10 protein-coding genes are annotated in these 14,258 nt (G+C 73.4%); 3 read left to right on the top strand and 7 right to left on the bottom strand.

Annotated elements, in window-relative coordinates:
• Positions 1 to 34: 34 nt before the first annotated feature.
• Positions 35 to 613, bottom strand: a complete 579-nt coding sequence (locus tag N0B34_RS08340) for a DUF3000 domain-containing protein (RefSeq protein ID WP_263730887.1) — start codon at positions 611 to 613, stop codon at positions 35 to 37.
• A gap of 112 nt (positions 614 to 725) precedes the next feature.
• On the opposite strand from N0B34_RS08340, the gene gndA reads away from it, so the two are divergent.
• Positions 726 to 2,186 (top strand): NADP-dependent phosphogluconate dehydrogenase, encoded by a 1,461-nt coding sequence (gene gndA / locus N0B34_RS08335; RefSeq protein WP_263730886.1) that lies wholly within the window; start codon positions 726 to 728, stop codon positions 2,184 to 2,186.
• A gap of 87 nt (positions 2,187 to 2,273) precedes the next feature.
• Here gndA and N0B34_RS08330 read toward each other — a convergent pair whose 3' ends face one another.
• Positions 2,274 to 3,314: a lipid II:glycine glycyltransferase FemX gene (locus N0B34_RS08330; protein WP_412175716.1), complete on the bottom strand. Its 1,041-nt coding sequence runs from the start codon at positions 3,312 to 3,314 to the stop codon at positions 2,274 to 2,276.
• A gap of 160 nt (positions 3,315 to 3,474) precedes the next feature.
• Between N0B34_RS08330 and N0B34_RS08325 the strand changes: the two genes are divergently transcribed.
• Positions 3,475 to 4,650 (top strand): DegT/DnrJ/EryC1/StrS family aminotransferase, encoded by a 1,176-nt coding sequence (locus N0B34_RS08325; RefSeq protein ID WP_263730884.1) that lies wholly within the window; start codon positions 3,475 to 3,477, stop codon positions 4,648 to 4,650.
• Here the strand turns inward: N0B34_RS08325 and N0B34_RS08320 are convergent.
• Both N0B34_RS08320 and N0B34_RS08315 read right to left on the bottom strand, forming a co-directional pair.
• The gene (locus N0B34_RS08320) at positions 4,640 to 5,890 is read right to left on the bottom strand and encodes a hypothetical protein (RefSeq protein WP_263730883.1); all 1,251 of its coding nucleotides are present in this window, start codon (positions 5,888 to 5,890) and stop codon (positions 4,640 to 4,642) included. The two genes, N0B34_RS08325 and N0B34_RS08320, sit on opposite strands and share 11 nt — an antisense overlap.
• A gap of 139 nt (positions 5,891 to 6,029) precedes the next feature.
• Positions 6,030 to 6,515, bottom strand: a complete 486-nt coding sequence (locus N0B34_RS08315) for a hypothetical protein (RefSeq protein ID WP_263730882.1) — start codon at positions 6,513 to 6,515, stop codon at positions 6,030 to 6,032.
• Positions 6,516 to 6,598: 83 nt separating this feature from the next.
• On the opposite strand from N0B34_RS08315, the gene zapE reads away from it, so the two are divergent.
• Positions 6,599 to 7,639 carry a cell division protein ZapE gene (zapE, locus tag N0B34_RS08310; protein WP_412175715.1) on the top strand — a complete coding sequence of 347 codons (1,041 nt, stop codon included), beginning with the start codon at positions 6,599 to 6,601 and terminating at the stop codon, positions 7,637 to 7,639.
• Between the two features lie 63 nt (positions 7,640 to 7,702).
• On the opposite strand, the gene treZ is transcribed toward zapE, so the two are convergent.
• The 3 genes from treZ to glgX are packed head-to-tail and all read right to left on the bottom strand — an operon-like array spanning position 7,703 to position 14,201.
• A complete protein-coding gene (gene treZ, locus N0B34_RS08305) occupies positions 7,703 to 9,490 on the bottom strand; it encodes a malto-oligosyltrehalose trehalohydrolase (protein WP_263730881.1) in 1,788 nt (595 codons plus the stop codon).
• On the bottom strand, positions 9,487 to 11,994 hold the full coding sequence (treY, locus tag N0B34_RS08300; RefSeq protein WP_263730880.1) for a malto-oligosyltrehalose synthase: 2,508 nt from the start codon (positions 11,992 to 11,994) through the stop codon (positions 9,487 to 9,489). The genes treZ and treY overlap by 4 nt, the downstream gene beginning before the upstream one ends.
• Positions 11,991 to 14,201, bottom strand: coding sequence for a glycogen debranching protein GlgX (glgX, locus tag N0B34_RS08295; protein ID WP_263730879.1), 2,211 nt, complete (start codon positions 14,199 to 14,201; stop codon positions 11,991 to 11,993). The genes treY and glgX overlap by 4 nt, the downstream gene beginning before the upstream one ends.
• Positions 14,202 to 14,258 lie beyond the last annotated feature (57 nt).

Here is a 14,258-nt window from a genome sequence, read left to right as displayed (position 1 = left end):
CGGCCGTGACGGCTTGAGCCCGAGCCTGCCTACGTCACCGACGCGGGCTCAGCGACACCACACCGTCGGGCAGCGGCTCGAGGCCGGCAGCCGTGCAGAGCAACCGGGTCCACGCCAGGAGGTGGGGACGCAGGTCCTCGTCCGTCGCCGTCCACGAGGCGCGGATCTCCAGGTCGCTGCTCTCCTCCCGTGGGCCGAGCGAGCCGAAGCTCTGCGACAGCACGCGCGTGACGGTGCCACCCGCGGCATGGGGCGGGACGCCCGCCTCCGCGAGCGAGTCCAGGAACCACGACCACGCCACCTCCGCGAGCAGCGGGTCGGCACCGAGCTCGTGGTCCAGGCCGGCGCGCACCAGGGTCACCAGCCGGAACTGTCCCTCCCAGGCCTCCTGACCCTCGGGGTCGTGCAGCACGACGAACCGGCCCGAGGCGAGCTCGTCGGCCGCGACGGACCGCCGGGCCGAGCGGACCTCCGCCGTCAGTGCCGCGGTGTACGGCGCGATCCGGGCCGGACCGGGCACCTCGTCGAGCACCACCTCGGGGCGGACGGGGACGCCGCGCAGCGAACGCAGCGCGCGGACGAACACCGCGGGCACGTCGTCCGGGGCAGCCACGTCGGCAGCGTACGCACCGGGGGCGGCGTCCAGCGCCCGGCACGCCGCGGGCCTGCTCAGGGGCCCGCACTAGGCTGACCGGCGGCACATCGCGACCTGAAGGAGCGCTCGTATGTCCGTCAGCAGCACCTCGACAGCGACCCCCACCGCGCAGATCGGTGTGACGGGTCTGGCCGTGATGGGCCGCAACCTCGCGCGGAACCTCGCCCGCCACGGCTACACCGTCGCCCTGCACAACCGGTCGCAGGCGCGGACCGACTCGCTGGTCGCCGAGCACGGGGACGAGGGCACGTTCGTACCGTCCACCTCGATGGAGGAGTTCGTCGGCAGCCTGGTCCGGCCGCGGACCGTCATCGTGATGGTCAAGGCGGGTGCGCCGACCGACGCCGTGATCGACGAGCTGGTGCCGCTGCTCGAGCCTGGCGACATCGTGGTGGACGCCGGCAACGCGCACTTCCCGGACACCGTGCGGCGCGAGGCGGCGCTGCGCGAGAAGGGGCTGCACTTCGTCGGCACGGGCGTGTCCGGCGGCGAGGAGGGCGCGCTGAACGGGCCGTCGATCATGCCCGGCGGTACCGCGGAGGCATACGCGACCCTCGGCCCGATGCTCGAGGCGATCTCGGCGCACGTGGACGGCGAGCCGTGCTGCACGCACGTCGGGCCCGGCGGTGCCGGCCACTTCGTCAAGATGGTGCACAACGGCATCGAGTACGCCGACATGCAGCTGATCGCGGAGGCGTACGACCTGCTGCGGCAGGGCCTGGGCGCATCGGCGGCGGCGATCGGCGACGTCTTCGCCACCTGGAACAGCGGGGACCTCGAGTCGTACCTGATCGAGATCACCGCGGACGTGCTGCACCACGTCGACGCCGAGACGGGAGCCGCGTTCGTCGACGTCGTGGCCGACCGTGCGGAGCAGAAGGGCACCGGGCGTTGGACGGTGCAGAACGCCCTCGACCTCGGGGTGCCGATCACCGGGATCGCCGAGGCGACCTTCGCGCGGGCTCTGTCCGGCGGGGTGGCGCAGCGCGACGCGGCCCGCGGCGTGCTGCCGGCTGCCGTCGAGCCGTGGGCCGTCGAGGACGCCGAGGCGTTCGTCGACGACGTGCGCGCCGCGCTCTACGCCTCGAAGGTCGTCGCCTACTCGCAGGGGTTCGACCAGATCGCCGCCGCCTCGGCGCTGTACGGCTGGGACGTCGACCGCGGCGCGATGGCCCGCATCTGGCGTGGCGGCTGCATCATCCGCGCCCGCTTCCTGGGCCGGATCACCGAGGCGTACGAGCGGGACGCCGACCTGCCGCTGCTGATCGCCGACCCGTACTTCGCCGGCGTGATCGGTGACGGTCTCGCGGCGTGGCGGCGCGTCGTGGCGGCCGCGGCGCTGCACGGCGTCCCGACGCCGGCGTTCGCGTCGTCGCTGGCCTACTACGACGGCGTGCGCGCCGAGCGTCTGCCGGCGGCCCTGATCCAGGCGCAGCGCGACTTCTTCGGTGCGCACACCTACCAGCGGGTCGACAAGGACGGCTACTTCCACACCGGCTGGTCGGAGGACCGCTCGGAGCAGCCCGCCTGATCGCTCCCCGGTACGAGGCCGGCCGCATCGCCCGTGGGCGGCGCGGCCGGCCTCGCGGCCGTCGGGGGGAGGGTCCCCGTCCGGAGGTCAGTGCCGTTGCAGCGTCCGGAGCACGCGCTTCGCCAGCGGGACCGCCTGCACCCACAGCCGGTACAGGGCCGAGAACGGCACGTCCACGGTGCCGACGAGCTGGTCCTCGTGCTTGGCGAACGACCGCTTGAAGGTCGACACGCCGTCGTTGAGCAGGCCGTTCACGTCGTAGCGCAGCAGACCTGCGTCCTGCGCCAGGCGCACCGCGAACCACTTGACCGGCGCGTTCGCGCGCGCCTTGCGTCCGGCCTCGTTCACGCCGCCGTAGAGCTCGAAGGCGGTGGTGCCGGACATCACGTCCCAGACGAACGAGCACGGCCGGCCCTCGTGGAACGCCGCGACCACCACCGAGGCGTCGCCGAGCTCGCGGTGGATGGACAGGTAGTACTCCGGGCTGTGCAGCGCGAAGCCGGCGTGCTGGGCGGTCTCGCGGTACACCTCGAGCACCGCGCGGACCTCCGCCTCCTCGGTGACCCGGCGGATCTCCACCTCACGGCCGCCGTTGCGCACGTCCGCACGGGTGGTGCGGCTCATCGCCGCCATCAGCTCGTCCGCGCTCCTGGTCAGGTCCAGCACGATGGTGCTGGCCAGGAGGATCGGCTGCTCGCCGGTGACGGCGCCGGTCAGCGGCAGCGAGGTGCCTTCCGGCCAGTCGGGCTCGAAGGAGACGCCGACCCCTCCGACGTTCGCGCGGCACCACGCCGCGACGGCCTGGGCCACGGCGGACCGCATCGCCTCGTCGCCGACCCCGTACCCGACGGCCGAGGTGGGGTCGGTCGGCGCGACCGCCGGCCCGCGCGGGACGTAGGAGAGCGCCCGGAAGGGGAAGGGCAGCCGGCGCACGAGCACCTGGGCGACGCCGACGGTGCGCTCGGCCGCGGTGACGTGCAACCGGTGCGCCCGCCACGGACCCGTGGCCTTCACCTCGCCCCAGCCCCACAGCTGCAGCGGGTGACCGCCGAGCTGACGGACCAGGCCGTCCCACGCCGCCCTGTCGTGGACGGGCGTGACGACGAGCGGCGAAGGGGTGGTGGGCACGACGGGCATCCTATCGACGGGGCTCGTGGCGGCCTCTCGGGCGAGGACCGCCCCGGCACGGCCGACTGGGCCGGCCGATAGGCTGACCGGGCCCCGCCGGGCACTGCCGCGCTGCTCGACAGCCCCAGAGCGCCGCCACCCCCCGAGCCTTCGGAGCCCGATGTCCCCGACCACCGGCACGACCACCGACGCCGTGGCGGCGATGCTCGCCACCCGGACCGGTACGCAGCCCGACGACTGGTTCCTGGTGCACAAGGCGCGCTACGGCATGGAGGTCGTCTTCCGCACCCTGGCCGACCTGCGCGGCGTGGGCGACGTGGTCACGCAGGTGTTCACCTGCTGCACCGCGGTCGACCCGGTGCTGGTCGGCGGGCTGCGTCCCGTCTACAGCGAGGTCTCGCCGGAGTCGATCGCGATCGACCCCGAGCGTCTGGTGCTGGGCGGTGGGACCCGCGCCGTCGTGCTGCAGAACACGTTCGGCATCGTGGACGACGCCGGGGCGGTCCGGCTGCGCAGGCTCGCGCACGACGTGGGCGCGCTGCTGGTCGAGGACAGCGCGCACTGCGTCGGGACCCTCGCCCGCGACGACGACGGCGAGCCGGTGGCGGACGTGTCGATCCACTCGTTCGGTGCCGAGAAGATGCTGCCGACCCGGTTCGGGGGAGCGGTCTGGGTCAACCCCCGGCTGCGCGACGGTGCGCTGCGGGACCGGTTGGTCGACGACCTCACCGCCTTGCCTCCCGCAGGCGCCCGGCAGGATCTGGCGGCTCGCCTGTACGTGAACGAGCTCCGTGTGCTGAACCGCCTGCCGAAGGGTGTCTCCGGTCCGGTCCGCGACGCGTTGACTGCCGCCGGCGCCTTCGACCCGCCGGTCGCACCGGTCGAGCGCCGTGGCGGCCTGTCGGCACGGGCGAGCGGTCCGTCGCCGTGGGTCACCGCGCAGATGGGCGCCGTCCTTCCGTCGCTCGAGGACGTCGAGGCGCGCCGAGCCGCGGCGGTGCGCGAGTACGTCCGCGCGCTGGCCGGCGTCGTGCAGGTGCCCGCAGGCGTCGGAGAAGGCCGCCCCCTGGTCCGGTTCCCGTTCTTCGCCTCCGATGCGGCCGCGGCCGAGCGCGTCTTCACCGCCGTCTCCCGGGCAGGCTTCTACGCCGGCCGCTGGTACCGGCCCGCGCTGTTCCCCGGGGTGGAGGACCCCGCCGTCTACGGCTACACGCCGGGCGACGGCTCCCTGGCGACGACGGAGGACCTGATCGCGCGCGTGGTGAACCTGCCGACCGGGGTCGACGTCGCGGACGCGCGGCGCATCGCCGACGTGGTGCTCGCGGCTATCGGTTGAGGCGGTTGCGCGCGTAGCGGACGTTGTCCAGCGTGTGGCGCAGGTCGATCCGCAGCACGTCGACCTGACGGGCCAGGCTCCGGTCGGGCGCGTACCGCAGCGTGTGGGTCACGCCTCGGCGGGCGGCCGCGCGCACCTGTCCGCGCAGGGACGGCGGGGTGTAGGCCAGCACCACCGGGTACGGGACGTTGATCCACAGCCGCTCGTCCGTGGTGATCACCTCGGGCAGGTCCTGCTCGTAGACCAGGTCGTCGACGAAGCAGCGGGTGAGGTTCCCACCGGCAGCCATCGTGTAGTAGCTGGTGGCGCCCTGCCGCAGGTTGATCTCCAGCACCTTGCTGGTGCCGGTCCGGCGGTCGTGCATCAGGTCGAAGTTGGCCGAGCCGACGTAGCCGACGCTGTCGAGCAGCCGGCGCAGGGACTCGGTCAGCTCCGCGTCCGCCATGCTGACGATCGCGTTGTTGTTGCCGACCATCGCCGGGTCGTACTCGGTCAGCACCACCTGGCCCAGGGACGCGAAGCGCATCAGCCCGTGCCGGTCGGAGTACGTGTTGGCCACCCGCATCACGGACTCGTCGCCCGCGATGTACTCCTGGACCAGCAGGTCACCGACGTAGCCGGCGGAGAAGACCCGGTCCACCAGCACCCGGAGCTCGGCGGCGTCCTGCACCAGGTACACCTTCTGCTTGCCCTCGAACCGCAGGCGTGGGTAGGTGTCGGTGTCCGACGGCTTGAGGATCACCGGGTACGGGAAGGGCAGGTCCGTGCCGAGGGTGGCGTCGCCGGCCTGGTCCGGACGGACGACGACGGTCTCCGGGTGCGGGACGCCCAGCTCGGCGCACGTGCGGTAGAAGTCCGTCTTGTCCATCAGCCGGTCGGCGAGCGGCTTGTGCACCAGCGGGACGATGAAGTCGTCCTCGAGCTCGGCGCGGTGCTCGATGAGGATGTTCGTGTAGAACTCGATGTTCGCCAGCAGCAGCCGCTTGCGGCCGGGGAACTCGGCGGCCAGCTTCTTCAGCGTCGCGACGACGAACTCCGGCGAGCCGAACTCGCGGTACGCCCGCACGTCGATGATCGACGAGTGCGCCGTCTCACGCAGCGCGGCGCGGCCGAGGGCCAACGAGCGGATGCCGAACGCCTCGTGCAGCGACCGGGCCTGGTTGTAGGCGTTGACGCTGGTCCCCAGGATGATGGGGAGGAAGTCGTCGTTCCCGTACGTGGTCCCGGCTGCGTCCGTCATCCCGGCGGGTTCTCCGTTCCTGCACGCCCGGCCGCGGCGGTCCGGTGCGCGGTCATCCTATGGGCGGCCTCCCGGCGCCCGGGCATGCCGAGGGCGGCCTGGCCGCACGCCGGCGGCACGACCCATCGACCGGGTCCGCTCAGCCGAGCTCGCTGGTGCCTCGGTACAGGTGCAGCACCGGCAGCTTCAGCTCCTCCCGTGCCCGCGAGGCCCAGTCCCGGTGGAACGTGTCCTCCAGCAGGTGCGGGTCCGTGACCACCGCGACCTCCCGCACGTCGCCCTCGGCCACGGCGGCCCGCAGCGCGGGGATCGGGTCGTCGGAGACCACCGTCCCGACGGCGTGCCGACCGGCGGCCTCGAACGCGGCCAGCGTGCCGGCCAGCTGCTCGGCCGCCGTCGCCCTGGCCTGCGGCTCCGTCGGCTCCTTGCCGACCGCACGGTCCCACGCCTCGCGCAGCTCGCCGAGGCTCAGGGAGTCCACGATCCAGGGCACCAGCGGCCGCTCCGTGTCGGCCGGCACCAGGACCCGGTACTGCAGCACCTCGTCGGCGTGCAGGGCGGTCAGCTTGTCGACGTCCGCGCGGGACAGGGTGTCCTCGATGAGGACGACGATCGTGTCGGTCACGCGACGAGCCTAGGTGGTCCGGCGTGCAGGCGGTCGGTCGCCGCACGTGGCGCGCCGCCGTGCCGGACGTAGGGTGGGCGACCGTGACCGACTCCGCCGCCGCCGTGCGCGGCGCCGGCAGCCTGGTCGGGCGCAACCCCGCACCGCCGCCGCAGCGGCTCCTCGCCGAGCTGGTCCCGCCCCGGCACTTCGCCGCCGAGACGTTCGACACCTACCGGCCGGACCCCGAGCACCCGTCCCAGGCCGCCGCGCTCCACCGGCTGCGCGAGGCCGCGGAGACGGTCGGTGGCATCGACCGCGGCAACGGCTGGCTCCGCAGACGGAGGCGGGGGCGGCCACCGGCGCTGTACCTCGACGGTGGCTTCGGGGTCGGCAAGACCCACCTGCTGGCGGCGCTCGCCCACGCGGTGGGGCGCGAGGGCACGGCGTACGGCACCTTCGTGGAGTACACGAACCTGGTCGGTGCGCTCGGCTTCCGTGCGACGGTCGAGGCGCTGGCGGCGCACCGGCTGGTGTGCATGGACGAGTTCGAGCTGGACGACCCCGGCGACACCGTCCTGATGTCGCGGCTGCTGCGCGAGCTCGCCGACCGTGGGGTGGCACTGGCGGCGACGTCGAACACCCTGCCGGAGTCCCTCGGTGAGGGCCGGTTCGCCGCCGAGGACTTCCTGCGGGAGATCCAGGCGCTCGCCGAGCGGTTCGAGGTGCTGCGGATCGACGGCGACGACTACCGGCACCGGCGCCCCGTCACCGACCGCACGGGGCTGCCTGACGAGGCCGTCCGGGCGGCGCTCGCCGGCCGCGACGACGCGACTGTCGACGACTTCGGCGACCTGCTGGAGCACCTCGCCCACGTGCACCCCAGCCGGTACGGCGCCCTGCTGGACGGGGTGGCCGTGGTGGGCCTCACCGGTGTGCGGCCGGTGCTCCGGCAGGACGTCGCACTGCGGCTGGTCGTCCTGGTGGACCGGCTGTACGACAGGGACGTGCCCGTGCTGCTCGGCGGCTCCGGCGAGCGGGGGTTGTTCTCGGCCGAGATGCTGCACGGCGGCTACCGCAAGAAGTACTACCGAGCCTTGTCCCGGCTCGGCGCACTGGCCGCGGACGGCGCCGCCATCGTCTGACCGACCGCACGCGGTCGTGGGAACCGGTCGGTGCGGTGGCCCGGGCCGGCCGACCCGCGGGGGTCAGGCGAGGACGACGACGCTCCGAGCCGGGACGCGCACGGGGAGCACCCCGCCCTCGACGGTGCCGACCTGCGTCCCGGGCGCCCAGGCGGCGCGGACCGACACGGGCTCCTGCGGGGCCGCGACCGGCACGTCGAGCGTTCGTTCGGCCAGGTTGACCACCACCCGGACGGCTCCTCGGCCGACCACCAGCCACCCGTCGTACGGGCCGCGGGGGTCCGACGGCGGGAGGAACGCGAGGCTGGTCGCGGACCGGTCACCGCTGCGCAGGTCCGGGACGGCCCGGCGCAGGGCGATCAGCTGGCGGTACCAGTCGAGCAGCCGGGCGTGGTCGGGCCGGCCCGGTTCTGACCAGTCCAGCTTGCTGACCAGGAACGTCCGGGGGTCCTGGGGGTCGGGCACGTCGACCGGGCCGCCGTACAGGTCCAGGTGCCCGTGGCCGGCGAACTCCGCCCGTCGACCGTCGCGAACCGCGGCCCCCAGCCCGGCGTCGGCATAGTCCGTGAAGTACCGGAACGGGGTGCTCGCGCCCCACTCCTCGCCCATGAAGACCATCGGGCTGAAGGGCGACAGCAGGATGAGCGCGGCCTCCGCGGCCAGACCGCCGCCGTCCAGGTGCGCCGACGGGCGGTCGCCCAGCGCGCGGTTGCCCACCTGGTCGTGCGTGCTCGCCGCGACGACGAAGCGACGGCCGTCCACGTCGTCCGGCACCGGACGGCCCCAGCGCCGCTGCCGGAAGGTCGACCACCCGCCCGTGTGCCGGAACGCCCCGGTGAGCACCTGCTCGAGCTCGGCCGGCGTGCCGAAGTCGACGTAGTAGCCCTGCCGCTCGCCCGTCACCAGGGCGTGGACGGCGTGGTGCACGTCGTCGTCCCACTGCCCGGTGAGCCCCCAGCCGCCGGAGGCGACGGGTTGGAGGGTGACCACGTCGTCGAGGTCGGACTCCGCGACCAGCGAGAGGGGCCGGCCGAGGCGGTCCGCCAGGCGCGCCACCTCGGTGGACAGCTGGGCCAGGACGTGCACGGGCGAACCGTCCTGCAGGGCGTGGACGGCGTCGAGCCGGAGGGCGTCGACGTGGAAGTCGGTGAACCACCGCAGGGCGTTGTCGCAGATCCAGCGGCGGACGTGCGGCGAGCCGGGCCCGTCGAGGTTGATCGCGTCGCCCCACGGGGTGCTGTGCCGGTCCGTGAAGTACGGGGCGAACTGCGACAGGTAGTTGCCCGACGGACCGAGGTGGTTGTAGACGACGTCGAGGCAGACGCCCACACCGGCGCCGTGGGCGGCGTCGACGAACGCCTGCAGCGCCGCGGGGCCGCCGTAGGCCTCGTGCACCGCGTACGGGGCGACGCCGTCGTACCCCCAGCCGTGCTGACCGTCGAACGCCGCCAGCGGCATGAGCTCGACTAGGTCGACGCCCAGGTCCACCAGGTGCTCCAGCCGGGACGCCGCCGCCCCCAGGGTTCCCTCGGGGGTGAACGTCCCGACGTGCAGCTCGTACGTGACGGCTCCGCGTGCGTCGACGCCGGACCAGCCCGTGTCGTGCCAGCGGTGGCGCCGGCTGTCGAACACCCGCGACAGGCCGTGCACCCCGTTCGGCTGCCACGCCGAGCGCGGATCCGGCCGGGCGGGGCCGCCGTCGAGGCGGTAGCCGTAGTCCGTCCCGTCCGGCAGGTCGACCTCGGCCGTCCACCACGCGTCCGCCGAGCGGTGCAACGCACCGAGCTGGCCGCCGTCGGCACCGACCAGCTCGACAGCGGCCGGGTTCGGCGCCCACACGCGCGGGATCACACGGCCCCCGCGACGAGCAGAGCCACCGGCAGCCGGTCGAGCAGGGGACCGACGGGCTGCACACCGCCCGGCACCTCGCGGTCCGTCAGCACGTCGTGCCACGTCCCCTCCGGCAGGGCCACCGTGTGGTCCGCCCAGCCGTCGAGCCGCTCCACGGCGGCACCGAGCCGCGTGGCCACCACGACCACCCGGGCCTCGCCGGCGACCGTGCGGGCGTACGTCAGGCTGTGGCCGGACGAGTGCGCCAGCGGCACGAAGCCCGCCTCCGGGCCGGTGAACGCCTCGGTGACGTCGCGGCGGACCCGCAGCGCGCGGGACGTCACCAGGAGCTTCTCGTCCGTCAGGGTGCGGGGGGCCGCCCCGCTGTCGAGCCGGTCGAGCCGCGCGGCCAGGTCCTCGGTGTCCACCGGCCGCCGGTTGTCCGGGTCGACGAGCGTCACCGCCGGCACCTCCGTGCCCTGGTAGACGTCGGCGACGCCCGGCAGGGTCAGCTGCACCAGCTTGGTCCCGAGCGTCGCCGCCCGAACCGCCGGACGGGTGCGCAGCTCCCACCCGGTGAGCAGCTCGACCACGGCGGGGTCCTCGAGGGCGTGGCGCGCGAGCGAGACGACGGCCTGCTCGTACGCGTCGTCGGGGCTCGCCCAGGACGTGTGCGACTTCGCCTCGCGCACCGCCTTGACCAGGTAGTCCACCAACCGGTCCGCCTCGATCGGACCCTGGGAGGTCCAGGTCCCGGCGAGCGTCTGCCACAGGAGGTTCTCCGCGCGGCCGTCGACCAGGGCGCTGCGGAAGGGCGCGCTGGTGCGGTGCAGGCCGTCGACGAGCGCGGACCACTCGTGCGGCAGCTCGGACAGCACGCCGAGGCGCGCCCGGGTGTCCTCACCGCGCTTGGTGTCGTGCGTGGACAGCGTCGTCATCGCCAGCGGCGCCACCACCTGGGCCCGGGCCGCCCACGCGGCCAGGTCGGTGGGGGTCAGGGCGAAGCGCTCCGGCTCACCGCCGACCTCGCAGAGCGCCGTCAGCTGCGTCCAGCGGTAGTACGCCGTGTCCTCGACGCCCTTCGCCTGGACCGCCCCGCACGTCTGCTGGAACCGCACCACCAGCTCGTCGCGCCGCGGGTCGCGGGTCCGCCCGGCGCTGCCTGCCTCGCGGCCGAGCAGCAGGTCGACGACCACGTCCATCGTCTCGGCGCGCTCCTCGCTCAACCGGCGGCGCGCCCGTGCCGCAGCGGACTGCAGCGCCTCCACCGCCTCAGGGTGCGGTGCCGTCCCGGGGACGACGTACGCGCGGTACCGGTCCAGCTCGACGAGCAGCCCGACGAGGCACTCGTGCAGCGCGCGCCAGGTGTGGTCGCGCAACCGGACGTCGTCGTGACAGATTCCTGCCGCCAGCTCGGTGAGCCGGTGCACCTCCGCGTACAGCGTGCCCTCGACCACCTCGGACTTCGCTCGCGCGACGATCCCGGGGAACGCGTCCGAGGTGTCGCCGGCGAGCCGGTGCATCACCGACCCCAGCAGCGCGGCACCGCCCGGGTCGACGAAGGTCTGCTGGACGCGCCACAGCGCGTCGTAGCCCGTGGTGCCCGCCGTCCACCAGTCGCCGGGCACCTGCTCGTCGCCGGCCAGGATCTTCTCGACCACCACCCAGGCGCCGTCGGTCGCCTCGCGCAGCCGTTCCAGGTAGCCGGCCGGGTCCGCCAGGCCGTCGGGGTGGTCGATGCGCAGCCCGTCGATCGTGCCCTCGCGCAGCAGCTGCAGCACGAGCGCGTGCGTGGCGTCGAAGACGACCGGGTCCTCGACCCGGACGGCGACCAGCGTGTCGACGTCGAAGAAGCGCCGGTAGTTCAGCTCCTCGTCGGCGACCCGCCAGTAGGCCAGCCGGTAGTGCTGCCGCTCCAGCAGCTCGGCGAGCGGCAGCGACTCCGTGCCCGTGCGCACCGGGAACACGTGCTCGTGGTAGCGCAGCACCGGGCGAGCACCGCCGCCGAGCACGTCCTCCTGCTCGAGCGTCAGCTCACCGCGCGCCAGCACCGTCCCGATCCGGTCGCCCAGCACGGGGATCAGGAGCGCACCGTCGCCCCCCGACCAGTCGACGTCGAACCAGGAGGCGTAGGGGCTGTCCGGCCCCTCGGCCAGCACCGACCACAGGGGCCGGTTGTGCCAGACGGGGGTGGGCACCGCCATGTGGTTCGGCACGATGTCGAGCACCAGACCGAGGCCGGCGTCGTGCGCCGTCCCGGCCAGCCGGTGCAGACCGTCGAGACCGCCCAGCACGGGGGAGACCTCGTCGTGCGCCACCACGTCGTAGCCGTGGGTGGACCCGGGCGCCGCCCGCAGCACGGGAGACAGGTACAGATGGCTCACACCCAGGCTGGCGTAGTACGGCACCCGCGCGGCGACGTCGTCGAACGACAGGTCCGGTCCGAGCTGCAGGCGGTACGTCGACACGGGGACCGGCCGGCCGGGGGAGACCAGCCGCCGCGCCGGCGTCGAGCGCTCGCTCACGAGGCCTGCCGGGGGACGGCGGGCGTCCGTCTGACCTTGGCGGCCTCCCGTGCCGCTGCCTCGGCGGCACCGGAACCGGACGCCACCGGTGCGGGTGCGGCAGGCGGACGGGTCAGCAGCACCAGGGAGCGCTGCGCCAGCGTCAGCCGCGCCCGCGGGCGCAGCACCTTGCCGGCCGGCACCTGCGAGTCGGTGTCCAGCACAGCCGTCCACTGCTCGCCGTAGTCCCGCTTCGGCAGCGTGAACGTCGTCTTCTCGAAGTGGCCGTTGAACAGCATGAGGAAGCTGTCGTCGATGATGGGCTCGCCTCGCCCGTCCGGCTCGACGATCGCCTCGCCGTTGAGGAACACCATGACCGACCTGGCCTGGTCGTTGTTCCAGGCCGAGTCCTCCATGTGCTGGCCCGCGGGCGTGAACCAGGCGATGTCCCGCAGGTCCGACTCGCCGCCGTGGTCCGGCCGGCCGGCGAAGAACCGCCGGCGGCGGAACACCGCGTGGTCGGACCGCAGCTGGATCACCCGGCGCGCGAACTCCAGCAGCTCCTCACGGTCCTGGTCGAGGTCCCAGTCCACCCAGGCGATCTCGTTGTCCTGGCAGTAGACGTTGTTGTTGCCCAGCTGCGTGCGCCCCAGCTCGTCGCCGTGCGCGAGCATCGGCACGCCCTGCGAGAGCAGCAGGGTGGCGAGGAAGTTGCGCCGCTGCCGGTTGCGCAGCGTGCGGATCCCCGGATCGTCCGTCGGTCCCTCCGCGCCGCAGTTCCACGACCGGTTGAAGCTCTCGCCGTCCCGGTTGTCCTCGCCGTTGGCCTCGTTGTGCTTGTCGTTGTACGAGACGAGGTCGGTCAGGGTGAACCCGTCGTGCGCCGTGACGAAGTTGATGCTGGCCAGCGGCCGCCGGCCGGTGTGCTCGTACAGGTCGGAGGAGCCGGACAGCCGGCTGGCGAACTCGCCCAGGGTCGACGGCTCACCGCGCCAGAAGTCGCGCACGGTGTCGCGGTACTTGCCGTTCCACTCCGTCCACAGCGGAGGGAAGCCGCCCACCTGGTAGCCGCCGTCGCCGAGGTCCCACGGCTCCGCGATGAGCTTGACCTGGGAGACCACCGGGTCCTGCTGCACGATGTCGAAGAACGCCGACAGCCGGTCCACCTCGTGGAACTGACGGGCCAGGGTGGCGGCGAGGTCGAAGCGGAACCCGTCGACGTGCATCTCCTGCACCCAGTAGCGCAGCGAGTCCATGATCAGCTGCAGCACGTGCGGGGAGCGCATGAGCAGCGAGTTGCCCGTGCCCGTCGTGTCGAAGTAGTGCTCCTGGTCGTCGTCGACCAGCCGGTAGTAGTTGGCGTTGTCGATGCCGCGGAAGCTCAGGGTGGGGCCCAGGTGGTTGCCCTCGGCGGTGTGGTTGTAGACGACGTCGAGCAGCACCTCGATGTTCGCCTCGTGCAGCGCCTTGACCATCGCCTTGAACTCCTGCACCTGCTGCCCCGAGCGGGCGAAGGCGGAGTACCCGTTGTGCGGGGCGAAGAAGCCGATGGTGTTGTAGCCCCAGTAGTTGGACAGGCCGCGCTCCGTGAGCGACGGGTCCTGGACGAACTGGTGGACCGGCATCAGCTCGACCGCGGTGACCCCCAGCGACGACAGGTGCTCGATCACCGCAGGGTGCCCCAGCGCCGAGTAGGTGCCGCGCAGCTCCTCCGGGACGGCCGGGTGCAGCTTGGTCAGGCCCTTCACGTGGGCCTCGTAGATCACCGACTCGTGGTACTCGTGCTGCGGCGGCCGGTCGTGGCCCCAGTCGAAGAACGGGTTCACCACGATGCCCGTCATCGTGTGCGGCGCCGAGTCGAGGACGTTGCGCTGCGCCGGGTCGGAGAAGCGGTACGAGTACAGCGACTCGTGCCCGTCGATCTGCCCGTCCACGGCCTTCGCGTAGGGGTCGAGCAGCAGCTTCGACGGGTCGCACCGGTGGCCGTGCGTCGGGTCGTACGGTCCGTGCACCCGATATCCGTACCGCTGCCCCGGCGCGACGGCGGGGAGGTAGCCGTGCCAGACGAACGCGTCGACCTCCGGCAGGTCCACCCGCCGCTCCGTGCCGTCGGCGTCGATGAGGCACAGCTCGACTCGCTCCGCCACCTCGGAGAACAGGGCGAAGTTGGTGCCGGCGCCGTCGTACGTCGCGCCGAGGGGATAGGGGTGTCCGGGCCAGATGACCATGGGCTCAGCGTGCCAGGCCGGGCCGACAGCGGCCCGGTGGACGGGGGCGAGGAGCGT

Origin of the sequence: Cellulomonas sp. SG140, assembly GCF_025770785.1 — a bacterium.
Classification (GTDB): Bacteria; Actinomycetota; Actinomycetes; order Actinomycetales; family Cellulomonadaceae; genus Cellulomonas.
Note: the sequence above shows the minus strand (reverse complement) of the source record. Positions and strands in the feature narration are given on the sequence as shown.